Below are 25,177 nucleotides of genomic sequence, written 5' to 3'. Positions count from 1 at the left end.
CCTCACAGCGCGAAAGTGGCGGTGGCGGCAAAACCCGGGCCCACGGTGGCGGACAACTGCGCGACGCGGAGCGTGAGCGAGGCTTGTGCCGCGCCGAAATCGGTGCGCTCGTCCGCGGCCGCGTACAGCGTCTGCGGCACGGTTGTTTGCATCGTCCGCACCACCGCGCCGCCGCTGCCGAGGATGTCGATCGCATAGGCTTCGCTGTCTTCGCCGAGCGGCACCTCGACGCCCCAGCCGTCGCCGTCGATCCGGGTGCGGCGGATCCAGCCGATGCGAATGCCATCGGCGGTGCGGCGCGCGGTCAGATGCACCGGCGCCAGCGGCCGTAGCGCGGTCAGCCCCGGCGCCACGGTCAGGTCGACAGCACTCGCATCGTCATGGCTGCGCCCCGCCGCAACGACACGCAGGCGCAGGCTGCGGCCGAGCGCCGACAGCCCGCGCGCGATCGGCACCAGATGGGTATCGAGCAGCACGAACCGCGCGCCAGCCGGCACCAGGTCGCGCATCGCGCTGTCGCTGCCGGCCTGGCCGCGCAGCAGATGCGACAGCCGATAAATGTTGCCGTCGATCAGGTCGGCGCCGGCGAATTGCAGAATCTCCCAGCCGCCGTCGGAAGTCTGCACCGCCGCCGCGTTGCCGCCGGCCAGCACCCGCAGCTCCGACAGCGACGCCAGCGCGCCGCCTGCGATCTGGACGCGCAACGTAGTGACGCGGTCCCACCGCGCCAGCGGCCCGCGCGGCAGCGGATCGAGCGTGGTGCCGATGATGCTCCGCGCCGCCGCGCTCGCCAGCGGCTGATAGCTCGCGCCATCGGCCGAGACGTAGATCGCCTCCGCCACCGGCCACGGATTGGCGAACACCGCGAGCCGCGTCAGCACGTCGGGCGTAGCCGCATCGATCGCCGGCAGATCGAGCGCGATCACTTCAGCGGGGCCGAGCGCGGCCGGGATCGTCACCGCGGCCGGGCGCGGCATCCGCTGCGGCAGCGCGAATACGTCGGGATCGATGCTGCGTGCCGTCACCTGCCGCATACTGGTGTCGACCAGTTCGTCGATCTCGAACAGCCGCCGCCGCCCGGCAAGCGTCAGCGCCACGACGTCGCCAGGCGCGAGCCGCAGATGCCGCAGGCCGAGCGCGAAGCTGGCGCGCTCGCGGCCGGCCCACAGATCCTGCAGCACGATCTCGGCGCGCCGCGCCGCCGCCGCATCGTTGGTGACGACCGCAAGATCGGCCTTCACCATCCGCGCCGCGCCGCCGACCAGCCGGCGCGAGCCAGCGGCGGCGCGGCGATAGTCGGCCAGCGCATCGCTGTAGGCGATCGCGGTTTCGCGCGGCAGCTCGGTCTCCTGCGCCCGCGTCAATCGCCATGGCGCGCCCTTGTCGGGCAGCACCAGCTCGTCCTCGTTCAGTTCGATCACCGGCGCCGCGCCACGCTGCACGAAGCGCAGCACGCCGCCGGCAGCAAGCGCATCGAAACTATAGGCCAGCGCCAGCGGCTCGATCATCGCCCGCGGTGCCATCGGCCGGTCGACCACATAGCCGTCGCAGCCTTCGCGCAGATCGCGGCTGTCGACGCCGCCGACACCGGCATCGGCCAGCAGCGCGGCAATCAGCGCATCGAGCGGCGCACCGCCGAGCCGGCCGGTCAGCCAGTGCCCGCTGGTCCAGTTCGGCGCATCGCTCCACACCTCGTCCGCTGCCGGAAACACCGGATAGGGCCGCGCGTCCCAGGTCCACAGATGGATCGCCGACAGGTCGATCATCCGCCCGCCGTATAGCGGCGACACCGGATTGCGGGCGTCGGCGCTGAACGCCGTGATCAGGCATTCGAGATAGCGGCGCTGGATCAGATCATCGCGCTCGCCGCTGGAGAAATACGGCGCGTAGTTCTCGCTCGATTTCGGATCGGGAAACACGCTCGGCTGATTGGCGCCCTTGTCGACCGCCGGGCAGCCGACCTCGGTCAGCCACACCGGCTTGCTCATCGGCACCCAGCCGGTCGGCGATGCCAACTCGGCGCCGCCGACCCGCTCGTGATGAGGCTGCGACCAGAAGCTGCGGATGTCCTTGACGCGATGGATCCACGGCTTGCCGAGCCCGTCGGTGATCGGCACCCGCGCCTGGGCTGTGCGCGCCGCCGCGTCCGGATAGTACCAGTCGTAGCCCTCCCCGGCTTCGACATTGCCGGCAAGATAAGCGCGATCGTAAGTGGTGGCGGCGATCGCCGAATCCAGATGGCCGGCATCGTCGCGCCAGTCGGCCAGCGGCGCGTAGTAATCGATCCCGATCGCGCCGATCGCCGGTGACGCCCACAGCGGATCGAGCGGAAACCGCACCTCGGACGCATCCGGCGTCACCACGTCGGCGCCGTATTCGGTCCAGTCGGCTCCATACGTGACCAGCGTGCCAGCGCCGACGATCGCCTTGACGTCTGCGGCGAGTGCGACGAGCTGCTGCACCGCCGGATACACGCCGGGCGCCGAGCGCACCCGTGTCAGCGAGCGCAGCTCCGAGCCGATCAGGAACGCATCGACACCGCCGGCACTGGCGCAGAGCTGCGCGTAATGCAGGATCATGCGGCGATAATTCCAGGCGCCGCCGGCGAAGAACTGCGCCACCTGCGCGGCGGCCGTCGCGGTGCCTTGCGGTGAACCCGGCACGCCGGGCGCCGGATCGCAACTGATGCGGCCGCGCCAGGGATAAGGCGGCTGCGGCGCCGCGCCGGTCCATGGATTGGCAAGGCCATTGCCGGCCGGCACGTCCATCACCACGAACGGATAGAACGTGATCTTCAGCCCGCGCGCTTTCAGCTCGCCGATCAGATGCGTCACGGTGTCGTCGGACGGCGTGCCGCCATAGGCGGGCCGTCCATTCACCTGCGAGATCAGCCGTGCGCTGGCGCGGGTCGCGCCGGCCACCGACCAGGAGCCCTGATCGAGCCTCTTGTCGCGGCGCTCGACGCCGGGCTCGACCGTGCAGGCCTGCGCCCGCAAGTCAGTGCCGAACCACGCCACCACCAGCGCGACGCGCTGCAGCCCGGGGCAGACGCCCTGCAGATCGTCGAGCGAGGCGAGCACGTCGGACGGCGCATAGGCAACGTGGCGGTTCTCCGGCGCCGCGCTGCCGGCGCCGAGCACCTGCACCCGCGTCGCCGGCTCGTAGCCGAATTCGGTGGTGCCGGGGATCAGCGTCACCGCGCGGGCGATCTGTTCGAGCTCGCCGATCGGCCGCACGATCTCGAACGACAATTGCGGAATCCGGTTGCCGAAATCGGCGAGCGGCAGCCGCTCGAACACGACGTAAGCCAGCCCGCGATACGCCGGCGCATTGCCGGCGCCTTCCTTGGCGACGATCAGCCCGTCCGGCGCCTGATCCTCAGTGCCGCGATGAACGCGAATGTTGAGCCCCGACAGATCGAGCGGCTTGCCGTCGGCCCAGATCCGCGCCACCCGGCCGATCGGTCCTTCGCACAGCCCGACCGCGAAATTGGCGAAGTAACTGTAAGTCGTGGTGGTGGTCGTGGTCTGCCCGCCTCCGCCGCCGCCAAAACCCTTGCCGCCGCCTCCACCGCCGGTGGTGCTCTGCTCGACGCTGATCACCTCCTCGAGCGCGGTCGCCCAGATCACCTGGCCGGCGAGCCGGGCGCGGCCATACACCCGCGGGATCGGCGCGCCTTCGGTCGAGGCCATCACGTCGAGATCGGCGAGCCGCGGCCCCTCGACCGAACGCGAGGTATCGCTGCTGCCGCCGAACAGCGACTGATCGAGCGCATTGCCGATCAGCGCGCCCGCGATCCGCCCGGCGATCGCGCCGACCGGACCGAACAGCGCGCCAGCCGCAGCGCCGGCGACGGAAAGAACGAGAGCTGCCATGGGATTGACTTCGATCGAGGGCGTAAACGTTGGTCAAAAACGAAGATGCCCGGCGCAAGGCCGGGCACGATGTCGAGAGAGTGAGCGCTGAATTCTCAGGATCGCGTTTCGCGCGAACCTCTAAGGCTGCGAGCCCCGCGGAAACCAGACCCGGCCGAACACGCGGTCGCCGCGCAGATGGTGATACAGCGCCGCCGCGACATGCACGATCAGCAGAAGCACCAACAGCCGTGCACCGAACCCGTGCGGGATACGCGGCCGGTAGTGCCAGAACTCCGGCAAGGCTGTTACCTCGTGCGAGAAGATCGCCGGCGCTGCTCCGCTCGCCAGCATCATGCCGATGCCGCTCGTGATCATGCCGAACACCACCACGTAGAACATGAGATGCACCGCGCGCGCGATCCACTGCTGCAAGCGTGGCGCGCCGTCGATCGGCTCCGGCTTGTTGTCGATACCGAGCCACCACACCACGCGGACGACGGTGAGAACCAGCACCAGCGCGGCCGCCGGCAGATGCATCCGGAGCAACGCCGCCTTGGTGGCGGCCTCCTCGGCCGCCGCAGCGCGAAAGCCAGTCAGCAGCGCGATCAGGATCAGAACCGCGGTGAGCCAGTGAATCGTCACCGCTACGGTGCCGTATTGATCGGATGAACTATGCAGCGCCATCGAGATCGTCCTGGTTGCTGACGATTTTACCGCGTCGCAGCCGACAGGCCGAACTGCCGTGTCAGCCGGAAACCGTCGCGGATACTGAGGCCGATCAGCGTCAGGTTGATCGCGCCGGCGATCAGCTCCACGGCCTGCACCACCGTGAAGATCTGGTCGAACTGGCCGGCGGCGGCACGCTGCTGCAGCAGGACCGCGCATGGCACCAGCACGGCGATGCCGTTGAGCGCGATGAACGGCATCCGCCAGCGCTTGGCGGCGACGACCGGATGCGGCGACTTGCCGCCGAGCTTGAAGCCGCTGGCGCCGGCGAGCGCGATCGCCGGGATCAACACCGCGAGGCCCCACAGGATGCGGAGCTTCACAGCGGCAATCGCAGCCTCGTCGCCGCCGAGTTCGACCACCACCGTCGAGCTCCAGAACACCAGAATGGTGAGAAACGCGATAATGCCCGCGATCGGGTGAAGCTTCCTGATCATTTACGCACTCCTGTCACTGAATTGCTCGTCGAGCCGTTGGCGCAGCGCGATCAGCGCGTCGCGGGTCTTGCGCAGCTGGCGCGGATCGGCGCCGGCGATCATCGCGTCGGCGACCGGTGCCCATAGCTCGCTCGCCTGCTTGAACACCCGCTCGCCGCGCGGCGTCAGCAGCACCAGCTTGGCGCGCTTGTGCGCCGGGTTGGGCGCGAAGCCGACCAGCCCCGCTTCGGCCAGCTCATCGACGATCCGCTGCACCGACTGCCGCGCGAGGCCCATGTTGTCAGCCAGCCGCGCCACCGAGAACGTGCCGCGGCCGTGCGCAACCGAACCCAGCACCTGCCAGCGTGCGCTGGTCAGCCCGAGCGGCTTCACCAGCGCGTCGCCGAACCTGATCAGCGCGCCGTTGAGCCGGAAAACCTCCAGCACGAGGGCGTTGGCGGGATGGTCGAACGGGGCGTCGCTGGCTTGCGTCATGACAGTATCCTGTCATTTTGACAGCTTACTGTCAATTCGCCGAGCACCCTTGCACGCCCGGACGCGACGGAAGTTCAATGCCGGCGGCGTTGACGGCGTGCACGACATTTGCATCGTACCCGGCTTGGGCGAGGCGGCCGGCAGGATCAGGCGATGGAATTTCTAGCGAGCGTAGTCGTGGCGATCGTCGCCTATGGCGCGGTGTATTTCATCGGCAAGCCGGTGGTGGCGCTGCAGGCCAAGCGGATCGAAGTGCTCGACGTCGCCGAGCGCTACTCCGGCGTCGAGGCCGGCGCGCCCGAGGAGACCCGCGATGCCGCGGTCAAGGCGCTGTTCGAAGCCGGCACCTCGCTGCGCGCCTACGAGCGCGGCTGGTCGACCGCGGTGCGGCTGTGGTGCTGGGTGTGGGGCTACGATCTCGATCTCGCCGCCCAGGCGCTGTACGGCCTCGCCGAAGGCCCGCGCGCCAAGATGGTGATCCCGCCGGAGGCCCGCCGCAACACGCTCAACGCGCTATACGTCGCCCTCGGCGCCGCCAAGCATTTGCCGCCGGAGACGGTCGACGCCATCAAGCGGATGATCGTCGAGACCAAGGCCGCCCGCGCCAAGGCGTCGGCCTGAAGCTGATTGTGCTGTCGTGCCGCGCCGCGCGCGCGGTCACTCCGATGCGATGAAGCGCAGCGTGCCGGCGCGGCGGGTCGGCTGGCCGGTGTCGTTGGTGTGGTTGACGCCGTCCATCACCGGCACTTCGGTGAAGTCGAACGGGCTGACGCCGTCGAGGCAGGCGACGTTGACCGCGTACAGGTTCGTATTGGATCGCCGCTGATGATGGGTGTAGATGCCGCAGCGTGAGCAGAAGAAGTGCTGCGCCGTGCCGGTGTGGAAGCGATAGGTCGTCAGCACGTCCTCGCCCTGCAGGATCTTGATCCCCCCCATCTCCGCCATCGCCACCACCGCGCCGCGCATCCGGCAATACGAACAGGTGCAGCGCCGGATCGAGTCGAAGCCGTCGCTCAGCGTCACCTCGAAGCGCACCGCGCCGCAGTGGCACCCGCCGGTCCGCACGTTGCTGTCGTGATCCATCCCGCAGGCCTCCAGGTTGGTCCGTTCGACACTCGGCCGGACCTGACCAGACAGCCTCTGCGTCGTCAACGCAGCGGATCTGCAACGCCGGGAAACGTGAACGCATAGGCGAGCCGGCGCCGCCACCACGGCGTGATCGCGACCTCGCACACCGCCGCGCCATCATGGGCGTGGATCATCGTCGTCGCCGAACTGGCGATCGCCGCGTGCTTGGCGACGCAGCCGTCGCGCCAGCGGAACAGCAGTACGTCGCCGCGATCGAACGCATCGCACGGCACTGGCGCCAGATGGCGCAGCGCGGCCGCCGCCAGCGTCTCGTCGCCGCCGGCTTCGGCCCAATCCGGCGCATAAGGCGGCGGCGCTTCCGGCTCCGCGCCGAGACAGGCGCGCCACACCCCGCGCACCAGGCCGAGGCAATCGCAACCGACGCCCTTCACCGAGGCCTGATGCCGATAGCTGGTGCCGATCCAGCTTCGCGCTTCGGCGACCAGCGCATCGCGACCCAGTGGCTGATCCATGGTGCTCTCGCTCGAACGAATGGGTGGATATGCCGACCGTCAGACGTCGCCGCGCAGCACCGGGCCGATCGGCGCGCCGGTGTTGCCGGGCGCACCGGGCACCGGATAGCTGACGACGAAATCGTTGCCGGGGATCTGCGGGAAACCGCGGAAATTATCGCTGTTAGCAAAGCGGTCGCGGCAGGTCGCAAACAGCTTGTCGCAGCCGGCGGTGACGACGAAGCTGTCGCCGGCCGCGATCGGCTCGGCCATCGCCTGCCACAGCGACAGCCGCACCTCGCCGCCGACGATGCGATGCTGCTTGATCTCGACCGCCGCGCCAGCATTGGCGCCGCTGCGCCAGCTCAGCCGGCCGGCGCTGAACAGCCCGGGCACAAAGCCGTCGAGACCCGAAACCGTGAGGGTCGAGGTCCCTGGCGCCGCGACGACCATCCCCTCGCCGCGCCGCGCCGGACTGCCGAGATCGACGCGGCAGCGCGCGTCGCCGAGATCGGCGCTGCACGCCGCGGTGTAGAGCCGGCCGGTCTCCTGCGACAACAGATCGGCGAGCCCGCGCAGTTCCGCCGTGAAGGCCGAGCCCTCGCGCCGCACCTCGCCGAGCGTGCCGCGCGCCATCAGCACCCGCAGCTCGGGCGCGCTCCAATCCACCAGCCAGCTCTCGATCACGGCGGCATCGTAGCGCCCGGCGGCCAAATCCGCCTCGCGCAGCAGCGCGTCATCGAGCGCACCGGAAATCTCCGCGCCATCGACCGACAGATCGAACCGCTGCGACGCCTCCGACGCCGAAAACCCGGTGCCGGCGCGGCAGTTCACGCCCTCGATCACAAGGTCGCGGTCGTGATCGGTGAAGCCGAGCACAGCGCTATCGCGCCGCCGTACGATCCAGCATTGCGCCAGCGTAGTCACACCGGCATCGAGCTTGGCCTGCAAGGCCGACGGAATGGTGAGCATGAGGGACCTGTCCTGGAGCGCGAATAGCGCGTCGCTTGAATCACAGACGGATCGTAAGCTGGCTGCGACCGGTCGAGGTCGACACGAGACCCGCTCCGCATCATCGGCGCCTCGGCCCTGCGGTCCCGGCTAGCCGTTCTGCTTCCGGATCGCGGCCGCAATCTCGTCGATGGCTGGCCGTGCGTGCTTGAAGAATTTCTTCAGTCCGCTGCACAGATAGTTGAGTCCTGGCTCGCCTGACGGCGTCCGCAGAAGACGATTTCCAGGACATTCTCCCCAGCAGTCCCGCAAATACTCGCAGGCGCGACAGTCGTCCGGCAGCATCTCCGACTTGGCGTAGCCGAATGCCATTTGACGCTCAGAGAAGACCATCTCCGATAATGACGTCTCGCTGAGATTGCCGAGCAGATATTGGGGGTACACATAGTGGTCGCAGGCATAGACGCCGCCATCGTGCTCCAGCGCCACGCCCTTGCCGCAGAATTGATGATAGATGCAGATCTGCGCGGGCAGCCCGAGATGCTGAGCGACCAGCGTTTCAAAGTGATTCACCAGCACCCTGCCGAGATCCCGCCGTCGCCACTCATCGAATACGCGTGACAGGAAATAGCCGTACCGGTCAGGATCGACCGACCAGTCGGTGACGATCGATTCCGGATGATCGGGCTTCGACCGCGCGCTTCCAATGATCGGCATACGTCCGGTGTCGTAGACAGCCGGCGCATCGGTCTCGAAACCCCTCGCCTGCACGATCGGAATGAACTGGATGTAGGTCGAATCCAGCTCCCGCCGGAGAAAGCGATAGACATCCAGCGGGCGCTCGGCATTGAAGCGATGTACGCAGGTGAGCGTATTGAACGGCACCCCTGCCTTCCGCAACACCGTCGCCGCAGCCATGACCTTGTCGAATGTCGGCGCGCCTCCCTTGTTCACCCGGTAGCAATCATGCAGTTCGCGCGGACCATCGATACTGAGTCCGACCAGGAACCGGTGCTCCTTCAAAAACTCGGCCCATCCGGCATCGAGCAAAATTCCATTTGTCTGAAGGTCATTTTCGATACGCTGACCGGGCTTCGCGTATCGTCTTTGCAGCTCGACGACCTTCTGGAAGAACTCCAGGCCGAGCAGCGTCGGCTCACCGCCCTGCCACGAGAACACCACCTCCGGCCCGGTATTCGCCTCGATATACTGCCGAACGAACAGCTCCAGAGTCCGGTCCGTCATTCTCCCGGTACCCGGCCCTCGCGGAAGCGTCTGCTTACTTAGATAGAAACAATATCTGCAGTCGAGATTGCAGGACGAGCCCGCAGGCTTGGCCATGACGTGGAATCGGCGTTGAACGCCAACCTGCGATAACTGCCGTTTGTCGGGCACGAGCAGCACTCACTCGGAATTGGTGATCTGGTACTGATCCCTCAGTGGCATACCATTATTACACGAAACCCGACACAGCATCGCAATTGACGAGCCTCAACGATTTGCACGCCGATTAGCTGCATCCTTATCATATTTCGTAGTGCGATCCTGCAACGCAGTGCAACTCCATTCCAGATTGATTGCACGACAGATGGTTAGCACGACCACACAATCATGGTGGATGAACGCTCCTCATGACTCGCTGGAGAACGGCTCGTACCGACCAGTGATCGCACCGCGCCTCAACGCCGGTCGCGCTCCACCCCAAACGCGATCCCATCCTCTGCCCAGCCAGATCATCGGACTTCACTCCGCAACGCTCGTTCCGCGCGCCGCCCCCCTCACGGGCGGATCGCCGCAGCCGAATGCACACCGGATCACAATCGGGAGTGTCAGATGAACAGCGAAGACAAGCACCAGCGCGTGCCCAATGGCGCCATTGATCGTCGGAATCTCCTGCTGGGGACATCAACCCTGGTCGCTGCGGCGGCACTAACGACCGGTGCATTCGCACAAGCCGCCAAGAAAGCTCCGGCCTCTCCCGTCGCAGGCGGAATCGCCGGATCCAAACCGAACATCCTGTTCATCATGGGCGACGACATCGGCTGGTTCAACATCAGCGCCTACAACATGGGGATCATGGGCTATCGCACGCCCAACATCGACCGGATCGGCCGAGAAGGCGCCACCTTCACCGACTGGTACGGGCAGCAGAGTTGCACCGCGGGCCGCGCCGCGTTCATCACCGGGCAATCCCCCATTCGCACCGGGCTGACCAAGGTCGGCCTGCCCGGGGCCGAGCTCGGGCTCGGTCCGCTCGATCCGAGCGTCGCGGACGTGATGAAGTCGTACGGCTATGCCACCGGGCAATTCGGCAAGAACCATCTCGGCGACCGCAACGAGCACCTGCCCACCGTCCACGGCTTCGACGAGTTCTTCGGCAATCTCTATCACCTCAACGCCGAGGAGGAGCCGGAGAACCCGGACTATCCGAAGGATCCGCGTTTCCGCGCCAAGTTCGGGCCGCGCGGGGTCTTGAAGTGCAAAGCGAGCGACCGCGACGACCCGACGATTGATCCGACCTACGGCCGCGTCGGCAAGCAGGTGATCGAGAACACCGGCCCGATGGACACCAAGCGCATGGAGACCGTCGACGCGGAGTTTCTCGCCGCGGCCAAAGACTTCATCAGCCGGCAGCACAAGACTCAAACGCCGTGGTTCTGTTACTTCAACACCACGCGGATGCACGTCTTCACGCATCTGAAAAAGGAATCCCAAGGCAAGACCGGGCTCGGACTATATCCGGACGGGATGGTCGAGACCGATGGCCATGTCGGCGAGCTGCTGCAACTGCTGGACGACCTCGGAGCCGTCGACAACACCATCGTGGTCTATACGACCGACAACGGCGCCGAGGTGTTCACATGGCCCGACGGCGGCACGACGCCGTTCCGGGGCGAGAAAGCGACCAATTGGGAAGGTGCCTTCCGGGTGCCCTGCCTGATCCGCTGGCCGGGCGTGATCAATCCCGGCACGATCGTCAACGATATTTGTGCGCATGAGGACTTCATCCCGACCTTTGCGGCCGCGACCGGCGACACCGGCATCGTGGATCGTCTCAAGCAAGGCACGACCCTGAACGGTAAGCCGTTCAAGGTGCATCTCGACGGGATCAACCTGCTGCCGTTCTTCAAGAATGAAGTGAAACAGTCACCGCGCGAGGGCTTCCTGTATTGGAGCGACGACGGCGAACTGATGGCGATCCGAATCCGGAATTGGAAATTCGCTTTCCTGGAGCAGAACACCGAGGTCTCGCCGCAAACGCCCGCCGGCGTTTGGCAGGGCCAGTTCACCAAGCTTCGGGCCCCCAACATCTACAATTTGCGGGCCGATCCATTCGAAAGAGCCACCGCCAGCCTGAACTACGGCGACTGGATGGATCACCGCATGTTCCTGATCATCCCGGCGCAGGCCCTGGTGGCGCATTGGGCTGAGAGCTTCAAAGAGTTTCCGCCGCGGGCCAAGGCCGCGAGCTTCACCATCAGCGACGTGATGGAGAAGATCACGACGGCGAGACCGAACGAGAATTGAGGTCCCGGAGAACGGCCATGATCACCCGACGCAGCCTGCTCGCTCTCTCGGCCGCCGTGTTCGGCTCGCCCGTCGTCAGCTTCGCGACCGGCGCCTCCGATCCGTTGCCGTCATGGACGAACGGGACCGCGAAACAGGCGATCCTCGCCTTCGTCGCGCGCGTGACGACGGAGCAAGGTGCGGATTTCGTGCCAACAGCCGAGCGAATCGCCACGTTCGACAATGATGGCACGCTGTGGGCCGAGCAGCCCTATTACTTCCAACTCGCCTTTGCGTTCGATCGGATCAAGGCGATGGCTCCGCAGCATCCGGAATGGAACGATCACGAGCCGTTCAAGGCGCTGCTTCAAAACGACAAGGCGGCATTCGCGTCATCGGGCGAAAGTGGCCTGCTCGAGGTCGTCGCGGCAACTCATGCGGGGATGACGACGGACGAGTTCACCGATGCGGTGCGGGATTGGATGGCAACCGCACGGCACCCGCGCTTCGGGCGGCCCTACAACCAACTGACCTACCAGCCGATGCTGGAGCTGCTGGCATATCTGCGCGCGAACGGCTTCAAGACCTTCATCGTATCGGGCGGCGGTGTCGAATTCATGCGGCCGTGGGTGGAGAAAGCCTACGGCATACCGCCCGAGCAGGTGGTCGGCTCGTCCGGCGTGGTCAAATTCGAGACTGATGCCACCGGCAAGCCGCGCTTGATCAAGCTCACCCAGGTCGAATTCGTCGACGACGGCCCCGGCAAGCCGGTGGGCATCAACCGGTTCATCGGGCGCCGGCCGATCTTCGCATTCGGCAATTCGGACGGCGACCTCGAAATGCTGCAATGGACCGTCGCCGGCGCCGGTCCGCGGTTTGCGGGGCTGGTCCATCACACCGATGCCGAACGGGAATACGCCTACGACCGCCAGTCCAAAATCGGCAAGCTCGACAAGGCGCTCGATGCGGCGGCCGCAGGTGGCTGGACGGTCGTCGACATGAAGAACGACTGGAGCCGGATCTTTACGGAATGACGTCTGCGCCGATCGCCCGGGCCGGCGATCGGTGGATGGTCTCCGCGCAATTGTCCGGCGCCGGTTTTGGCGCAGACGTGACAACGGTCAGAGGCTGACCAGAACACATCGGAACGTGGCATGTCGCAATATTCGCATCGTATCATCGGCGGATTGGCAGCCGTAGCGCTGCTGGCCCTACAAGGCCCGCAAGCGGCATCGGCCGACGAAGGGGGCATCAGCTTCTGGGTCCCTGGCTTCTTCGGCAGCCTTGCAGCGGCACCGGGCACGCCAGGGTGGTCCTGGATCTCAATCTACTATCACACAGACGTCAGCGCTGGCGCCGGCATGCAGTTTCCCCGGGGCGGACGGGTCGACGTCGGCATCTCCGGCAAGGGCGACCTCGGCCTGTACGGCCCAAGCTACGTGTTCGCGACGCCGGTTCTCGGTGGCCAATTGTCCGCGACCCTGCTCGGCGTTGCGGGCCGCAACCAGGCGGCGGCTGAAGCGTCGCTGAGCGATTTCTCCGGCCGCACCATCGCGCTGGGCCGGACGCAGGATCTCACCTCATACGGCGACGTGATTCCGCAGATCGCACTGAAATGGAACGTGGGCGTCAATAATTTCATGGTGTATGGCACCGGCGACATTCCGGTCGGCGACTACGACCGGCACCGCCTCGCCAATCTCGGCATCGGCCACGGCGCAATCGACTTCGGTGTCGGCTACACCTATTTCAATCCACTCGCCGGCAACGAATTCTCGGCGGTCGCAGGCGCGACCTACAACTTCAAGAACACATCGGCGAACTACCAGAACGGCGTCGACTTTCACGTCGACTGGGGCGCGTCGCACTTCCTCACCAAACAATTCCAGCTTGGGCTGGTCGGCTATTACTTCCAGCAGATCAGCGACGATTCCGGTGCGCCGGCGCTGCTTGGCGGATTTCGGTCGCGTGTCGCCGGCGTCGGACCGCAGCTCGGCATCCTGTTTCCGGTCGGCGACATGCAGGGTTATCTGAACCTGAAGGGCTACAAGGAGTTCGCCGCGCAGAACCGGCCGGAAGGCTGGAACGCCTGGCTGTCGTTCGTCGTATCGCCCGCACCACCGCAGCCGGCAGCCGCGGGGCCGATGCCGCGAAAGCCTTGAAGCAACGGCTGAGGCTCGAACCGCGGCCTCCGGGAGAGTCCGCTCACACCCTGATCTCGACCAGCGGGAGATTCGGAATCGCGCCCGGTAGCGAGCTTCGCCTGCAAGGCCGACGGAATGGTGAGCATGAGGGACCTGCGTGCGACTTTGACGATCCACGAGTGGGTCTCGGCCCGATCAAACACGGTGCCGACCGGGCGTTCATAACCTGACGCGCCGGTCGTCCAGGCCGGCTGGTGAGTTAGCTAATGTCCGCTTCGTCGAAACGTCACTTCACTGAGTTTTCAGCAATTCTGGCGCGATCAATCATGCCCACGAATTGCCCAGGGCAATCGGCCCCACTGCGAGGGCGTTAGCGATCGATTGAAGCGTTCTTGGCTGCTCCAAGGCACGGCGTGCTCATCCTGAAGCGCCCCAGCAAAGCCGGAGGTCTCGAAGCATGAGGAGACAGAACCCGCGTTGCAGCGGCGGGCTCGTCCTTATTTGTCGCCCAGCTCTCGCGTGTCGAACACGAGTCGCGCATGATTGGAGCGAACCGAATCCCCGATGATGTCACAGCCTCTGCCGCGCCGAGGGGCCGCGCCGGTCAAAACGACCAGCTCCCGCTTGGCGTCTCGATATCCGCGCACTTCGTAGGGCGCGGGCGCACAACCGTCTCGAAACGTGAACGCCGTTCCCTGATATTTCGAACCGCTACGCGTGCCACGAAACAACAACGTCCCCTGCACCACGGGCAGTGTCTGCTTCGGAACGTCATAGGCGATCTCGACCGATCCGTCTTTCCACTCTCGAATGAGCATCTGGGAATCGTTGTGAAGCGCTGAATCAACGCGGATCGGCTCCGGCCTGTCTTTTGGCTGCGCACGAAGGCGACGATGGACCTCGAGATAAGCCTCGGGGTTCGAACCCGGCGGGGCATTGTCAAGGAGTGCCGTCCGCTCGTCGACCTGCGGGATGGAGAACCGTTCTCCGCAGGCGATGAACGTCCTGTTATCAGGCGAGAACCCGTGTTTTGTTCTGTCGGCACACACCATGATTTCCAACACGACCCGGTGTTGTGCATTGATGAAGCGCGCCGGACATTTGGGGGTGCAAACCGCTGGTGCCTGCAGCAGCGACACCATCAACGATCGTCCATCCGGTGAGGCAAACGGCCAATTGAAGATCATCCCTTGCATGGCACCGCGTGGCTTCCAAGGAATGAGGTCGATCTTGTCCTTCCAGTATGCGTTGAGAACGTAATCCCGCTTACTCACGAGCTCCGAACCGGAATCGTAGATCCTTTTGGCGGGCAATTCGCCCGCCTGCGCCTCCTGATCCTCGGCCTGCGGCAAATCCCGGATTTCCGACAGCGGTGCAAAATCGAGCTTGCGGGTTACAGCGTCCCATTTGAGGGGACGCTGACACGCGCGCATGTCCGCTGTCGACAGACCATCCGTGTTCTGACCACAGAGCGCACCGCCAACGTTCAACCAAACCTTGTTGGTGTCGCTGCTACGCTCCAACGTCACTCCAAATGCTCCATGTTCGAAAGCTTGGGTTGCGTGCCCATCGTTGGTTTCGACGAAGATGTGGACCCCTGCCCCGTGATTGGTGGAAAACAGCGTTGCCGCTCCATCGCAAGCGAACGTGGCGTCGTCGATCGCCCAGAAAACAGGACCATCCGGAAAACGTCCCTGCTGAATGTCAGGCCCCGATCGTGGCGTCCCACCCACGGAACGGCACATGTCAGACATTTCGCGGGCCTGCGTCGCAACTTCGACCGGTGTCGACGTGCAGTTCTCACACCGATGAGGTATCGCCGGAGCGGCGTCGTTCGCATCTGCGGCCATTGGCAGGAGAAGACCGAAAACCAAAAATATGAGTCGCTGCATGAATGGCTCGACGTCGTTATGAACAGTCTGACTGCGCAGGCGCTTCCGCGCGGGTCGCATGAAGGCGCTGAGGATCCGCACTGCCTGATTGCCACTGGGTAAATTCAGAGGTGTAAACTGTTCTGATCAGATGCGCGTGTCGCCCAACGATCATGCCGGTTTCAGCAAAGGATTAATGATCTAACTATCTGACTGCATCCAAGGGTAAGACAGACTCGCAGCTTCGGCTCAGGCCACGTTCGAACTCACACCCTGATCTCGACCAACGGGATCTTCGGGATCGCGCCGGCGGCAAACGCCGAGAGATCGACTTCGAGGTAGTCGGTGTCGAACCGTACCGGGACGTCGAACTGAAAGCCGGCGGTCACCGCTGCGCCGGACGGCGGCAGGTGGCCAGGTGCGAAGGTGACGATGCCGGTGGCCGGATCGCAGGCGAAGCTGGCGGCCGCGGCTTCGACGCCACCGACTGCAACGCGGACGCTGCCGGCGACCGGCTTGGTGATCGTGCGCACATAGGGCGCGAAGCCGGCGCCGTAGGTTTTCACGAGTTGATAGTTGGCGCGCGTGCCGTCGCCGATGCCGATGCCCTGGTCGAGCGGCGACACACCAGCACCGGGCACGGCGGAGCTGCAATCCAGCCGGTCGCGCCAGCGGAAGCCGGTGAGCGGGCCGCGGCGTTCCTCGAAGAACGCCACCACCTGCTGCAGCGCCTCGAACGTCTTGACGCCGTAACCGGCGTCGTAGCGCCGCCGCGAGTCCGCCCAACGCGCGTTGCGCTGCTCGCGGCCCGAGCCGAAGCCGACGATCTCGGTGCGCCGCTCCGGCCCGCCGGCGCTCTTCAGCGCGACATCGAGCGGAAACAGGATTTCGTGGAATGCGGTCATGCGATAAGTCTCTCATCGTCATTGCGAGGAGCACCCGGATCGGTGCGACGCGCCGTCCGGGCACAGGCTCCGCGACGAAGCAATCCAGGCTTAGGACATCAAGTACCTGGATTGCTTTGCTGCGCTCGCAATGACGTCGATGCAAGGCTGCGAACTACAAGGCCCGCTGGCCGCGCGCGACGGCGCGGGCGATCTGGCCGGTGAGATACGTCTCGGAGCGGCGGAAGCTGTCGGCGTCGGGCGTGGCGATCTGGATATTGACGGTGGTGGCGCCGCCGCTCGAGGCGACGCCGAGCCGGCCGTCGGCGCCGCGCGACAGCGGCAGGATCGCCTCGGGACCGGCCTCACCGGCGAGGCCAACGCCGCCGCCGAGCATCGGGAAATAGGTCGGCGTGCCGATCACGCCGCCCGATGCGAACGGCTTGATCGCGCCGTTGGCGTTCTTGAGCAGCGAGCCGCCGAACAGGCCCGAGAACAGGCTGTCGAAGCCGGTCGCAAGGCTGGTGGTCAGCGGTTTCAGCGCCGCTTTCAGCGCGAGATCCGAGACTTTCAGCGCCAGCGACTTCAGCACGTCCTCGAACTGCTTGCCGCCGGTGACCGCCTGCGAGAACGCCGAGGTCATCGCCCGCGCGAAGCCTTTGGCTTCGCTGCTCAGCGCCTGGGTCTTGGTGGTGAGTTGCTCGACCTTCTGCGACGCCTCGTCGGTGCAGCTGCAGTCGCACTCTTCGCAATTGCCCGTCATCGCGCCTGCTCCTGGTGATCCGGATAGCGCCGCATCAGTTCAGCAAACGCGGCGCGGCCGAGCGGCGGTGTCGCGCCGCCGCGCAGGCCGGTGATCGCGGCGGCGAGTTCACGCGGCGTCATCCGCCAGAACTGATCGGGCGGCAGCCGCAGCACGCCGAGGCCGAGCTGCATCGCCTCCGCCCACGGAAACGGCGTCACGCCGCGGCCTCGCCGAACGTCGCCGCCAGCAGCTCCGCCGCGATGCTGGCATAGCCGGCGGCGCCGCCGCCCACCGTCATCGCCGCGACTTCGTCGTCGCGCACCGCCTCGCCGGCGCCTCGCAGGCCCGCGGCGATGATCCGGACCAGATCGCGCGCCGACAGATGCCCGCTGCCGAACCGCTGCGCCAGCGCGACGAGATCAGTGGCGGCGAACGCGGCTTCGAGTTCGGCGAGCGCGCCGAGCGTCAGCACCAGCGTGCGGGTCTGGCCGCCGAGTTCGGCTTCGATTTCTCCGCGATGTTTGTTGGCCATGCTGTCCTCTCACAATGCGACGAAGCCGAGCGCGCCGGCGCTCTCCAGCGTCAGGTCGAAGGTGACTTCGCCGTTGTGCTCGCCGGCGAATTCGAGGCTGGCGATCTGGAACGGCCCGGTGATGCTGCCGAAATCCGGCACCACCACCTGGCAGTCGCTGATCAGCCCGCTGAAGAACGCGCTGCGCACCAGCGCGTCGGAGCTGGAGTCCTTGAACAGGCCGCGGCCGGAGATCGACGCGCGGCGCACCCCGGCGCCGGCCAGCAGCTCGCGCCAGCGGTCGGCGGATTCGGCGTGGGTGATATCGACCAGTTCGGCGTTGAACGCGATCTTGCGGCTGCGCAAGCCGGCGACGGTGACGTAGTTCGTGCCGTCGTGGATCTTGAGCAACAAGTCCTTGCCCTTTTGTGCGCCCATGCGCGGCTCCTGCTAACTGATCGGTTCGGTGACGGCGCGAAATCGCACCAAGGCGTGATAGGTGCGGCCGTCGGGCTCGCGGCGGATGTCGGCGAGCGCGAACCGCAGATTGACCAGGCGATGGCCGGACGGGGCGAGCGGCGCATCATCCAGCGCCTGCAGCAGCGCGCCGGTGATGAGGTGCGCCTCCTTGTGGCCGCCCTGCCGCGACCAGGCGTGCAACGTCAGCTGATGCTCCTGGGCCGGCGCGTCGTCGGCGGAGACATCGCTGATCCGCGCCTCGCCGAGGGTGACGAACGGAAACGCCGCCTCGCGTGGCGGTTCGTCGTAGATCCGCGGCCCGCCGAGTGCGGCGAGCAGCGCGGTGTCGCTGGTGAGCGCGTGGTGGATCGCCGCGCGCAGCGCAACGCTGGGAGGGGTCATGTCTGCTCCGTCTCGGCGTCAATTTCGAGCAGCGCGCCGCGCGCGCGGCTGCGCCAGGCGATGATGCGATACACGCTGTCGCCATCGGCGAGCCGATGCGCCCGCGACAGCGCCACGCCGGCGCGCAGCGTGATTTTTGCGCGCAGCACCGCGCGGCTGTCATCGGCCGCAACACCCTCGCGCGCCGCGAGCGGCACCACGCTGGCCCACAGCACGGCCTGCGCCACCAAACTCCGCACCACGCCGCCCTGCCCGTCGTCGGTTTCGACCGGCGCCAGCAGCGTCAGCCGGCGGTTCAACCGGCCAGGATCGATCACAGCGCCACCGCGCGATAGGAGGCGATCATCGCAGCGACGCCGCCGGGCAGCACCGCGGTGCCGGCTCCAGACGCGGCGTCGACGCGGTTGTCGTACCACTGCGCCACCAGGGTGCGGACCGCATGGCGCAGCGGCGCCGGCACATCGTCCGGCGCGGTGCCGTAGCCGAGTTCGAGGTCGAGCTCGATGCCGGCGACGTCGCGCCCGGGCTCCGGCAGCGCCCAGGGCGGCGACGCGATCACGCCGCCGGCGAGGTCGAGCACGAAGCTGTCGAGATCGAGGCCGTGGGCATAGCCGCGCTCGTCATAGCTCCGCACCGCGATCAGCGACCGCAGCGGGCCGCCGCGCAGCACGATGCGGCCGTCGCGCGGCCAGGCGTCCAGCACCAGCCGCCAGCGCTGCGCCAGCAGCATCTTGCCGGTCCAGGCTTCGATCTGGGCCCGCGCCGCCGTCAGCAGCGAGGCGATCACCGCGTCGTCGGCGTCGTGCTCGACGCGCAGGAAGCTCTTGAGATCCGTGATGGTCCACGGCTCGGCGGCCGGCCCGGCCAGCAGCAGCATCGGCATGGCGGTTCCTCGTAGGTGATGATCGGCGATTGACAGCGCCGCGGCGGCGGGCGAAACGCGCCGCCATGATCCGCTCGCTCACATTCGGCTGTCTGCTCGGCGCCGCGCTCACCTCACCGGCCGCCGCGATGGTCGGCGGCGCCCCGGAGGCGACCGGCGCGCTCGGCCGCGCCCTGGTCACCATCGTCGGCTCGCGCGGCAATTTCTGTTCGGGAACGCTGATCGCGCCCGATCTGGTGCTGAGCGCCGCGCACTGCGTCGGCCCCGGCGCGGACTACAAGGTGGTGCATTACGACGCGCAGCGGCAGCCCAGCCTGCGCGACGTCGCCCGCGTCGCCGCGCATCCGGAGTTCGACATGGGCGCGATCCTCGGCCACCGCGCCAGCGCCGACGTCGCGCTGCTCAAGCTCGCCGCGCCGCTGCCCGGCAAGGCGCCGCTGCCGATCGCAGCGCCGGAGGATCCGCTCGCCGCCGGCCAGGATTTCACCGTCGCCGGCATCGGCGTCACCCGGCGCGGCGACGGCAAAAGCGGCGGCACCGCGCGCAGCGCGACGCTGACCGCGACCGGCCGCCCCGGCCGGCTGCAGATCCGCCTGACCGATCCCGCCGCCACCGGCGGCAGCGCGGGCTTAGGCGCCTGCACCGGCGATTCCGGCGGCCCGGCGCTGCAGGCGCAGAACGACCGGCTGGTGGTGATCGGCGTAGTGTCGTGGTCGACCGGTCCAGGCAACAGCGCCGGCTGCGGCGGCCTCACCGGCGTCACCCCGCTGACGCTGTACCGCGACTGGATCGCCCGCACTGCGCAAAGCTGGGGCTCGGCGCTGGCGCGGTAGCGGCTCCCTCGTCGGCTTCGTCATCGCGAGGCGGCGAAGCCGACGACGCGATCCAGAGGCTCGGTGCAAGGCGCCTGGATGGCTTCGCTGCGCTCGCAATGACGGGGAAAACGCCGTTGGTTAATCTTTATTAACCATAATCGCCCACCCTCGTGGCATCTCACTCCGGAGTGCCGTCATGTTGCGTGTCGTGCTGTTATTGCTGATCGCGTTGCCGCTGGCCGGGCCGGCGCGGGCGGCCGATCTGCCGATGCACAGCAAGATCGGCAAGATCTTCGCCGAGCCGCAACCGAAGCCGCGCGGCGTGCGGCAATCGCTGGAGATGGAAAGCGGCTCGCCGGTGTATGCGCCGGAGGTCGACGTGCCGCCGATCGTGCACGGTTACTACGGCAAGCCGCGGTCGTATCTGTACCGCAGCTATTACGGCACCAATCCGGACCTGATCTTCGGCCGCCTGCCCTACGCCTGCGGCTGGTACGGCTACTGCTGAGCGCGCGCCGCTCTCGTAGGATCGGGAGAGCGCAGCGAAACCCATTACCCCGCAGCAGAACCCAGCGCGCGCCGCGCGCCGGCTCAATGCCGCGGCGCGCGGTGCCGCCGCTTTGGCCCCGGCCGACGCTCGGGATGCGGATAAGCCACCGGCGGCGCGGCGAACGGCTGCGCCATCGTCGGCCCCGGCTGCTGCTGCAGCCGCTTGCGGGATTCCTGCAGGGCGCGCTGATAGCCCGGCGAGTCCATGATGTTGGCCGCGCCGCCGCGGGCCAGCGCCGCGCCGCTGCCGGCGATCAGGCCGGCGCCCAGTGCCGCCAGCCCCAGCGCCATCGTGATCGTGATCGCCACCGTGCGCGGCGTCCTCGTGATCGAACGGCTCATGCGTCACCCTCCCGCGTTGATCGTCCAGCAACCCGGCGTGCCCCGCGATGGTTCCGCCGCCATGCCGTCGCACCATACACCTGCGACACGCCGTAGCCCCAGGCCGTAGGATGGGTTGAGCGTCAGCGAAACCCATCATCCACGAAGCACAGCTGCGATGGGTTTCGCTTCGCTCAACCCATCCTACAGACTCGCCCTCACAACACCCGCATCCTTGGTCCCCCGGCATGGGCACCGCCGATCAGCGCGGTGATCGCCCACACCAAGGCGTCGAGCCGGTCCGGCGAGTGGCCGGAGGAGAGCCCGGTGGGTGCGAAATCGCACATCTCGTCCTCGAGCAGCGGAAAGCAGCCGACGTGCCGCACCCGGCCCTGTTCGTACAGCGCCGCCACCGGCTCGGCGCGGACGAATTTGCCGCGGCTGGCGCGCACCTCGCGCACCGGGATCGCGGCGTCGGTCTCGTGCAGCACAGCGCGCACCATCTCGCCGCCCATATTGACCTCGGCGATGATCGCATCGGCCTCGAGCCGGTGATACAGCGCGATCGCGCGCGCCGCCCACGCCGCCGGCGACAGCCGGTCGCTGGAGACGTCCTCCAGCACGTAGTAATCGCCGGCCGCGCTGCGCCCCGCCGCGACGATGCCGCAGGCATCCGCCCCCGGCCGCGACGAGCCCGGCGGATCGATCGCCACCACGATCCGCACCATTGGCGGCGCCGCCGCGACGCGGGCGCGCTCGATCCGGTCGCGCGACCACAACGCATCGGGGCGGTCCTCGATCAGTTCGCCGTCGAGCTCCTGCCGGCCCTGCCTTGTGCCGGCATAGCGCGCCACCACGGTTTCGAGAAACGCCGGCGACAGATGCGCGGCGTTGGCGCGGGTCGGCGCCCGCGTCACCCTTGTATGCGGATCGCCGAGCAGCCGCTTGATCAGCGGCAGCGGCCGCGGCGTCGTGGTGATCAATTGCCGCGGCCGAGAGCCGAGCCGCAGCCCGAATTGCAGCATGTCGAAGCTGGCTTCGGCGTAGCGCCATTTCGCCAGCTCGTCGCACCACGCCGCCTCGAATTGCGGGCCGCGCAAACTATCCGGATCGTCGGCGGAGAACACCTCGCCGACCGCGCCGTTCGGCCATTCCAGCCGCTTGCGGGTGGCGATCCATTCCGGGCGTTCGCGGCGCGGCGTGATCCGCAGCAGGCCGGATTCGCCTTCCACCATCACCTCGCGGGCGTCGTGCCAGCTTTCGCCGACCAGCGCGATCCGGCCGTGCGGCCGCGTCGCATAAGGCGGCGTGCCGGCCACCATCGCCCGCACCCATTCGGCGCCGGCGCGGGTCTTGCCGGCGCCGCGCCCGCCGAGCATCAGCCAGGTGGTCCACGGCGCGCCGTCATTGCCGGCATCCGCAGGCTCCTGATGCGGATGCGCGAAGGTGGCGAAATCATCCTGCAGCCGGGCCAGCGTCTGGAGGCTGGCCTGACGCAGGAAGCGCTCGGTCAGTCCCGCCGCCGACAAACGTTTCAATGCGGCGCGCAAGCTCCAGACGGAATCCATCGGCATCGGCGGGCATCTCGTCATCGGCGGCGCTGAGCGCGCGTTCGGGATCGCGAAGCTGGCGGACCTTGAACAGCGTCTGCGTCAGCGCCGCCAGCGTGCGGGCGATCCGCTCGGCCTCGACCGCGCGGTGGCCGCCGAGCGTGGTGTCCTCGCGCAGGTTTTCGACCTTGCGCAGCTGGGTCTCGACCGCGCGCTCCAGCCGCCGCGCCAACGACAGCGCCGCTTCGGGCGACGCCTGGTCCGCCGGCGTTGCGGCCGATGCCTCGGTCACGGCCTCGGCCGCCGACCCGGCCTCGAGCACAGGCGACGCGGCGTCCGTGTCGCCCACGGCCTTCGTGTCCACCGCGGGCGGCGGCACCCCCGGCAGCGGCGCGCCGGCGGCGATCGCGCGGGCCTGCTGCAGCGCCGCGGTCGCTTCGCGATTGATCTGCAGCAACACCGGCATGTCGCGCGGCGGCCGATCCTTGCGGCGCGGCCACCCCTCCTGCATCGCCAGCCGCTCCAGCGTGTTGCGATGAATGTGGTAGTCCTCGGCGATGCGCTGCACCGGCTCTTCGGTCTCGACGTAACGCCGCCGCAGATCGTCGAGCGCCTGCTGCGAAAACCCGCGCGCCTGGCGGACCGGCAGCGGCGGCCGCGGCCCGACCCGGGGGCGCTCCAACCGCGGCGTCCAGCCCTCGGCCTCCGCCACCTTGCGCAGCGTGTGCCGACAGATCTCGAACTGCGCCGCCACCTCCGTCAGCGGCTCGTCGGTCTTTTCGTACAGCCGCTTCAGCTCCGCGACCGCCTCGGGCGTCAGCCCGCGCGGCAAATAGCGGGGCGGCGGAGGATTGTCGGTCATGAGAGAGCTCCCTATCGGGCGGACCTCGGCCCGCACCGCCGAGCAGGCCGCCATGCATTTCGGCGATCAACGGCTCCACCGTCATGCCCGGCCTTGTGCCGGGCATCCACGCCTTGCGGCGCCGGCCAGCGGAGTAGTGAGCGTACCAGTTGCGGCAGCCTGAAAGCGCTGCCATGCTTGCTGCCAGCCGCACCGCCACCGAGGCGACCGCAGCGGCGCGCACGGACTCGGCGCCAGCCATGACCGCGATGACCTACAAGGGCTATACCGCCACGGTCGAATACGACCCCGACGCCGGGATTTTCCACGGCGAGGTCGCCGGCACGCGGGACGTCATCACCTTTCAGGGCAAATCCGTCGCTGAACTGAAGAAGGCTCTCGCCGGCTCTATCGAGGACTACCTTGCGTTCTGCAAGGAGGACGGCGGGTAGCCCGACAAAGTGTTTCAGGCTAACTCGTGGTGCGCACTCATCCAGCGCTGAAAAGGACGTGTCGCAGGACGCGCGATGCGTCCGGGGATTGGCGATGCCGCCCCCAGCTGGCGCTCCTGGAACGACTTCTCGGCACCAGAGAGCGGCACGACAGCCCCCTTCTCTAATCGGAATTTATTCGTCGAATGGGATCATGATTGGCCCAAACTCCTCATAAGGGACGGCCCCGCGATCAACTTCCATGATCATAAACTTCGAATGAGTGATCTACCCAAAGAATGTGAAATATCTGTCCAACGCGGTATCCGACAAATCTTTTCTTGCCGGAAAAATGGAGCGACGAAAACGAATCAACGTCCTCCGTCACCGAAGTTGGAATGGGTCTCTTAATCCGCTTTCGTGGAATTTGCTCTGAACCCAACCCGCTAGATGGAGCCTGTCTAATCTGCTTCCAAGGCATACGACTAAGCATGAAGATCCGCTTAGCGAGCGCCAGCCGATCTTCATCTTGACAGCAATTGAAAGAGTTTCCTGACCCATCCTGCATCTTCTCAAACGAGAATGCGGGAGGACGGTCATCATCACTTTGCAACGAATGCGGCACGGTACCGCCGCGAAGAAACTCAGCCTTATTTGGCCCCTTGAACTTGCCCATAAATGCGCTTCACATATTCATCATCTACCATTGGCCGGAAATAATCGACCATCGATTCAACGGAAATTTCAGTGCCGGGCGCTTGGTTATAAGCATTTGCCCAAGGCGGTTCGTTATGAGTCATTCCGCGCAACCCCCAAGCTGAGTACTGCCCGAAATGTTCGACGATATCGGCGATCGCCTTCTGATCTGCTCCGTCAAAAATGGACGGATCAAAGCCCTCCACAGGTGGAATCGGGTCCGCCTTGTGCATCTTGTATTGGTGATAGAGCGCCTCGACTACAGGGCCATGATCCCAAGCGGCGATTCGCTCCTTAAATAAAGGGACGCCCCGCATGCTCGTAGCAAGCCCCTGCGCGTAATAACAAAGCTTCTGCAACTTTAAATTGGAGAAGTCATTCTCTTCGGGATTAGCCATAGAGAGAATGAACTTAGCAACGTCGCTAGCTGCGTAGGTCTTCAATGTCATCTGCTCACCTCTGTTTAGACGCCATCCCGACTATCGGCGCGGAGGGAACGACCATAGACATATATGCATTCTACCAGCTCGGAATAAGACCCTT

The 25,177-nt window shown here is 66.6% G+C and carries 29 protein-coding genes; 7 read left to right on the top strand and 22 right to left on the bottom strand.

What is annotated here, in order from left to right:
- Positions 1–2: 2 nt before the first annotated feature.
- From LRC39_RS09705 to LRC39_RS09690, 4 genes are all read right to left on the bottom strand, one after another.
- Positions 3–3,875 carry a baseplate multidomain protein megatron gene (locus LRC39_RS09705; RefSeq protein WP_346297108.1) on the bottom strand — a complete coding sequence of 1,291 codons (3,873 nt, stop codon included), beginning with the start codon at positions 3,873–3,875 and terminating at the stop codon, positions 3–5.
- A 120-nt stretch (positions 3,876–3,995) separates the two neighbouring features.
- Complete coding sequence (locus LRC39_RS09700; RefSeq protein WP_346297107.1) at positions 3,996–4,541, bottom strand: cytochrome b; 546 nt, start codon at positions 4,539–4,541, stop codon at positions 3,996–3,998.
- A gap of 26 nt (positions 4,542–4,567) precedes the next feature.
- Entirely contained in the window at positions 4,568–5,020 is a 453-nt protein-coding gene (locus LRC39_RS09695) for a hypothetical protein (protein WP_346297106.1), read from the bottom strand.
- Positions 5,021–5,494 carry a MarR family winged helix-turn-helix transcriptional regulator gene (locus LRC39_RS09690; protein ID WP_346297105.1) on the bottom strand — a complete coding sequence of 158 codons (474 nt, stop codon included), beginning with the start codon at positions 5,492–5,494 and terminating at the stop codon, positions 5,021–5,023. It abuts the gene before it with no gap.
- Positions 5,495–5,647: 153 nt separating this feature from the next.
- On the opposite strand from LRC39_RS09690, the gene LRC39_RS09685 reads away from it, so the two are divergent.
- Complete coding sequence (locus LRC39_RS09685) at positions 5,648–6,115, top strand: hypothetical protein (RefSeq protein ID WP_264076233.1); 468 nt, start codon at positions 5,648–5,650, stop codon at positions 6,113–6,115.
- A gap of 36 nt (positions 6,116–6,151) precedes the next feature.
- On the opposite strand, the gene LRC39_RS09680 is transcribed toward LRC39_RS09685, so the two are convergent.
- The 4 genes from LRC39_RS09680 to LRC39_RS09665 form a co-directional block, all read right to left on the bottom strand.
- Positions 6,152–6,577 (bottom strand): GFA family protein, encoded by a 426-nt coding sequence (locus LRC39_RS09680; RefSeq protein ID WP_107357462.1) that lies wholly within the window; start codon positions 6,575–6,577, stop codon positions 6,152–6,154.
- 65 nt (positions 6,578–6,642) lie between these two features.
- Entirely contained in the window at positions 6,643–7,095 is a 453-nt protein-coding gene (locus tag LRC39_RS09675) for an NlpC/P60 family protein (protein ID WP_346297104.1), read from the bottom strand.
- Between the two features lie 39 nt (positions 7,096–7,134).
- Positions 7,135–8,046, bottom strand: a complete 912-nt coding sequence (locus tag LRC39_RS09670; RefSeq protein ID WP_346297103.1) for a DUF2163 domain-containing protein — start codon at positions 8,044–8,046, stop codon at positions 7,135–7,137.
- Between the two features lie 129 nt (positions 8,047–8,175).
- The gene (locus tag LRC39_RS09665) at positions 8,176–9,366 is read right to left on the bottom strand and encodes an anaerobic sulfatase maturase (protein ID WP_346297102.1); all 1,191 of its coding nucleotides are present in this window, start codon (positions 9,364–9,366) and stop codon (positions 8,176–8,178) included.
- A gap of 492 nt (positions 9,367–9,858) precedes the next feature.
- On the opposite strand from LRC39_RS09665, the gene LRC39_RS09660 reads away from it, so the two are divergent.
- From LRC39_RS09660 to LRC39_RS09650, 3 genes are all read left to right on the top strand, one after another.
- Positions 9,859–11,553, top strand: coding sequence for an arylsulfatase (locus LRC39_RS09660; protein WP_346297101.1), 1,695 nt, complete (start codon positions 9,859–9,861; stop codon positions 11,551–11,553).
- A gap of 17 nt (positions 11,554–11,570) precedes the next feature.
- A complete protein-coding gene (locus tag LRC39_RS09655; RefSeq protein ID WP_346297100.1) occupies positions 11,571–12,566 on the top strand; it encodes an HAD family hydrolase in 996 nt (331 codons plus the stop codon).
- Positions 12,567–12,686: 120 nt separating this feature from the next.
- Positions 12,687–13,694, top strand: coding sequence for a SphA family protein (locus LRC39_RS09650; RefSeq protein ID WP_430624930.1), 1,008 nt, complete (start codon positions 12,687–12,689; stop codon positions 13,692–13,694).
- Positions 13,695–14,173: 479 nt separating this feature from the next.
- Here the strand turns inward: LRC39_RS09650 and LRC39_RS09645 are convergent, their stop codons facing one another.
- The 9 genes from LRC39_RS09645 to LRC39_RS09605 all read right to left on the bottom strand — a co-directional run bounded on the left by LRC39_RS09645 (position 14,174) and on the right by LRC39_RS09605 (position 19,431).
- Complete coding sequence (locus tag LRC39_RS09645; protein ID WP_346297098.1) at positions 14,174–15,568, bottom strand: hypothetical protein; 1,395 nt, start codon at positions 15,566–15,568, stop codon at positions 14,174–14,176.
- 245 nt (positions 15,569–15,813) lie between these two features.
- A complete protein-coding gene (locus LRC39_RS09640; protein WP_346297097.1) occupies positions 15,814–16,452 on the bottom strand; it encodes a TIGR02217 family protein in 639 nt (212 codons plus the stop codon).
- Positions 16,453–16,606: 154 nt separating this feature from the next.
- Positions 16,607–17,194: a phage tail tape measure protein gene (locus LRC39_RS09635; RefSeq protein WP_346297096.1), complete on the bottom strand. Its 588-nt coding sequence runs from the start codon at positions 17,192–17,194 to the stop codon at positions 16,607–16,609.
- Positions 17,191–17,394: a rcc01693 family protein gene (locus tag LRC39_RS09630; protein WP_346297095.1), complete on the bottom strand. Its 204-nt coding sequence runs from the start codon at positions 17,392–17,394 to the stop codon at positions 17,191–17,193. Before LRC39_RS09630 ends, LRC39_RS09635 begins: the two co-directional genes overlap by 4 nt.
- On the bottom strand, positions 17,391–17,708 hold the full coding sequence (locus LRC39_RS09625) for a gene transfer agent family protein (protein WP_346297094.1): 318 nt from the start codon (positions 17,706–17,708) through the stop codon (positions 17,391–17,393). Before LRC39_RS09625 ends, LRC39_RS09630 begins: the two co-directional genes overlap by 4 nt.
- A gap of 9 nt (positions 17,709–17,717) precedes the next feature.
- Positions 17,718–18,125: a phage major tail protein, TP901-1 family gene (locus LRC39_RS09620; RefSeq protein ID WP_264055059.1), complete on the bottom strand. Its 408-nt coding sequence runs from the start codon at positions 18,123–18,125 to the stop codon at positions 17,718–17,720.
- Positions 18,126–18,137: 12 nt separating this feature from the next.
- The gene (locus LRC39_RS09615; protein ID WP_346297093.1) at positions 18,138–18,548 is read right to left on the bottom strand and encodes a DUF3168 domain-containing protein; all 411 of its coding nucleotides are present in this window, start codon (positions 18,546–18,548) and stop codon (positions 18,138–18,140) included.
- On the bottom strand, positions 18,545–18,865 hold the full coding sequence (locus LRC39_RS09610; RefSeq protein ID WP_346297092.1) for a head-tail adaptor protein: 321 nt from the start codon (positions 18,863–18,865) through the stop codon (positions 18,545–18,547). Before LRC39_RS09610 ends, LRC39_RS09615 begins: the two co-directional genes overlap by 4 nt.
- Positions 18,862–19,431: a head-tail connector protein gene (locus LRC39_RS09605; RefSeq protein ID WP_346297091.1), complete on the bottom strand. Its 570-nt coding sequence runs from the start codon at positions 19,429–19,431 to the stop codon at positions 18,862–18,864. Before LRC39_RS09605 ends, LRC39_RS09610 begins: the two co-directional genes overlap by 4 nt.
- 65 nt (positions 19,432–19,496) lie before the next feature.
- On the opposite strand from LRC39_RS09605, the gene LRC39_RS09600 reads away from it, so the two are divergent.
- Both LRC39_RS09600 and LRC39_RS09595 read left to right on the top strand, forming a co-directional pair.
- A complete protein-coding gene (locus LRC39_RS09600) occupies positions 19,497–20,264 on the top strand; it encodes a S1 family peptidase (RefSeq protein WP_346297090.1) in 768 nt (255 codons plus the stop codon).
- A gap of 178 nt (positions 20,265–20,442) precedes the next feature.
- Positions 20,443–20,754: a hypothetical protein gene (locus LRC39_RS09595; RefSeq protein WP_107343860.1), complete on the top strand. Its 312-nt coding sequence runs from the start codon at positions 20,443–20,445 to the stop codon at positions 20,752–20,754.
- 83 nt (positions 20,755–20,837) lie between these two features.
- On the opposite strand, the gene LRC39_RS09590 is transcribed toward LRC39_RS09595, so the two are convergent.
- From LRC39_RS09590 to LRC39_RS09580, 3 genes are all read right to left on the bottom strand, one after another.
- Positions 20,838–21,137, bottom strand: a complete 300-nt coding sequence (locus LRC39_RS09590; RefSeq protein ID WP_430624929.1) for a hypothetical protein — start codon at positions 21,135–21,137, stop codon at positions 20,838–20,840.
- A 197-nt stretch (positions 21,138–21,334) separates the two neighbouring features.
- Positions 21,335–22,495 (bottom strand): DNA-packaging protein, encoded by a 1,161-nt coding sequence (locus LRC39_RS09585; RefSeq protein WP_430624940.1) that lies wholly within the window; start codon positions 22,493–22,495, stop codon positions 21,335–21,337.
- A gap of 76 nt (positions 22,496–22,571) precedes the next feature.
- Positions 22,572–23,528: a hypothetical protein gene (locus tag LRC39_RS09580; protein ID WP_346297089.1), complete on the bottom strand. Its 957-nt coding sequence runs from the start codon at positions 23,526–23,528 to the stop codon at positions 22,572–22,574.
- Between the two features lie 173 nt (positions 23,529–23,701).
- On the opposite strand from LRC39_RS09580, the gene LRC39_RS09575 reads away from it, so the two are divergent.
- Complete coding sequence (locus LRC39_RS09575; protein WP_346297088.1) at positions 23,702–23,959, top strand: type II toxin-antitoxin system HicB family antitoxin; 258 nt, start codon at positions 23,702–23,704, stop codon at positions 23,957–23,959.
- A gap of 232 nt (positions 23,960–24,191) precedes the next feature.
- Here the strand turns inward: LRC39_RS09575 and LRC39_RS09570 are convergent, their stop codons facing one another.
- Both LRC39_RS09570 and LRC39_RS09565 read right to left on the bottom strand, forming a co-directional pair.
- On the bottom strand, positions 24,192–24,614 hold the full coding sequence (locus tag LRC39_RS09570; RefSeq protein ID WP_346297087.1) for a hypothetical protein: 423 nt from the start codon (positions 24,612–24,614) through the stop codon (positions 24,192–24,194).
- On the bottom strand, positions 24,589–25,083 hold the full coding sequence (locus LRC39_RS09565; protein WP_346297086.1) for a Panacea domain-containing protein: 495 nt from the start codon (positions 25,081–25,083) through the stop codon (positions 24,589–24,591). Before LRC39_RS09565 ends, LRC39_RS09570 begins: the two co-directional genes overlap by 26 nt.
- Positions 25,084–25,177: the final 94 nt, after the last annotated feature.

Source organism: Rhodopseudomonas sp. P1 (assembly GCF_039642825.1).
In the GTDB taxonomy this organism is placed as follows: domain Bacteria; phylum Pseudomonadota; class Alphaproteobacteria; order Rhizobiales; family Xanthobacteraceae; genus Rhodopseudomonas; species Rhodopseudomonas palustris_H.
The sequence above is the reverse complement of the archived record's forward strand: the minus strand, read 5'-3'. Positions and strand labels throughout refer to the sequence as shown.

Coding starts and splice junctions, on each gene's coding strand:
- LRC39_RS09705 (WP_346297108.1), bottom strand. CDS start 3,875: ATGGCAGCTCTCGTTCTTTCCGTCGCCGGCGCTGCGGCTGGCGCGCTG.
- LRC39_RS09700 (WP_346297107.1), bottom strand. CDS start 4,541: ATGGCGCTGCATAGTTCATCCGATCAATACGGCACCGTAGCGGTGACG.
- LRC39_RS09695 (WP_346297106.1), bottom strand. CDS start 5,020: ATGATCAGGAAGCTTCACCCGATCGCGGGCATTATCGCGTTTCTCACC.
- LRC39_RS09690 (WP_346297105.1), bottom strand. CDS start 5,494: ATGACGCAAGCCAGCGACGCCCCGTTCGACCATCCCGCCAACGCCCTC.
- LRC39_RS09685 (WP_264076233.1), top strand. CDS start 5,648: ATGGAATTTCTAGCGAGCGTAGTCGTGGCGATCGTCGCCTATGGCGCG.
- LRC39_RS09680 (WP_107357462.1), bottom strand. CDS start 6,577: ATGGATCACGACAGCAACGTGCGGACCGGCGGGTGCCACTGCGGCGCG.
- LRC39_RS09675 (WP_346297104.1), bottom strand. CDS start 7,095: ATGGATCAGCCACTGGGTCGCGATGCGCTGGTCGCCGAAGCGCGAAGC.
- LRC39_RS09670 (WP_346297103.1), bottom strand. CDS start 8,046: ATGCTCACCATTCCGTCGGCCTTGCAGGCCAAGCTCGATGCCGGTGTG.
- LRC39_RS09665 (WP_346297102.1), bottom strand. CDS start 9,366: ATGGCCAAGCCTGCGGGCTCGTCCTGCAATCTCGACTGCAGATATTGT.
- LRC39_RS09660 (WP_346297101.1), top strand. CDS start 9,859: ATGAACAGCGAAGACAAGCACCAGCGCGTGCCCAATGGCGCCATTGAT.
- LRC39_RS09655 (WP_346297100.1), top strand. CDS start 11,571: ATGATCACCCGACGCAGCCTGCTCGCTCTCTCGGCCGCCGTGTTCGGC.
- LRC39_RS09650 (WP_430624930.1), top strand. CDS start 12,687: ATGTCGCAATATTCGCATCGTATCATCGGCGGATTGGCAGCCGTAGCG.
- LRC39_RS09645 (WP_346297098.1), bottom strand. CDS start 15,568: ATGCAGCGACTCATATTTTTGGTTTTCGGTCTTCTCCTGCCAATGGCC.
- LRC39_RS09640 (WP_346297097.1), bottom strand. CDS start 16,452: ATGACCGCATTCCACGAAATCCTGTTTCCGCTCGATGTCGCGCTGAAG.
- LRC39_RS09635 (WP_346297096.1), bottom strand. CDS start 17,194: ATGACGGGCAATTGCGAAGAGTGCGACTGCAGCTGCACCGACGAGGCG.
- LRC39_RS09625 (WP_346297094.1), bottom strand. CDS start 17,708: ATGGCCAACAAACATCGCGGAGAAATCGAAGCCGAACTCGGCGGCCAG.
- LRC39_RS09620 (WP_264055059.1), bottom strand. CDS start 18,125: ATGGGCGCACAAAAGGGCAAGGACTTGTTGCTCAAGATCCACGACGGC.
- LRC39_RS09615 (WP_346297093.1), bottom strand. CDS start 18,548: ATGACCCCTCCCAGCGTTGCGCTGCGCGCGGCGATCCACCACGCGCTC.
- LRC39_RS09605 (WP_346297091.1), bottom strand. CDS start 19,431: ATGCCGATGCTGCTGCTGGCCGGGCCGGCCGCCGAGCCGTGGACCATC.
- LRC39_RS09600 (WP_346297090.1), top strand. CDS start 19,497: ATGATCCGCTCGCTCACATTCGGCTGTCTGCTCGGCGCCGCGCTCACC.
- LRC39_RS09595 (WP_107343860.1), top strand. CDS start 20,443: ATGTTGCGTGTCGTGCTGTTATTGCTGATCGCGTTGCCGCTGGCCGGG.
- LRC39_RS09590 (WP_430624929.1), bottom strand. CDS start 21,137: ATGAGCCGTTCGATCACGAGGACGCCGCGCACGGTGGCGATCACGATC.
- LRC39_RS09585 (WP_430624940.1), bottom strand. CDS start 22,495: ATGCTCGGCGGGCGCGGCGCCGGCAAGACCCGCGCCGGCGCCGAATGG.
- LRC39_RS09580 (WP_346297089.1), bottom strand. CDS start 23,528: ATGACCGACAATCCTCCGCCGCCCCGCTATTTGCCGCGCGGGCTGACG.
- LRC39_RS09575 (WP_346297088.1), top strand. CDS start 23,702: ATGCTTGCTGCCAGCCGCACCGCCACCGAGGCGACCGCAGCGGCGCGC.
- LRC39_RS09570 (WP_346297087.1), bottom strand. CDS start 24,614: ATGGGCAAGTTCAAGGGGCCAAATAAGGCTGAGTTTCTTCGCGGCGGT.
- LRC39_RS09565 (WP_346297086.1), bottom strand. CDS start 25,083: ATGACATTGAAGACCTACGCAGCTAGCGACGTTGCTAAGTTCATTCTC.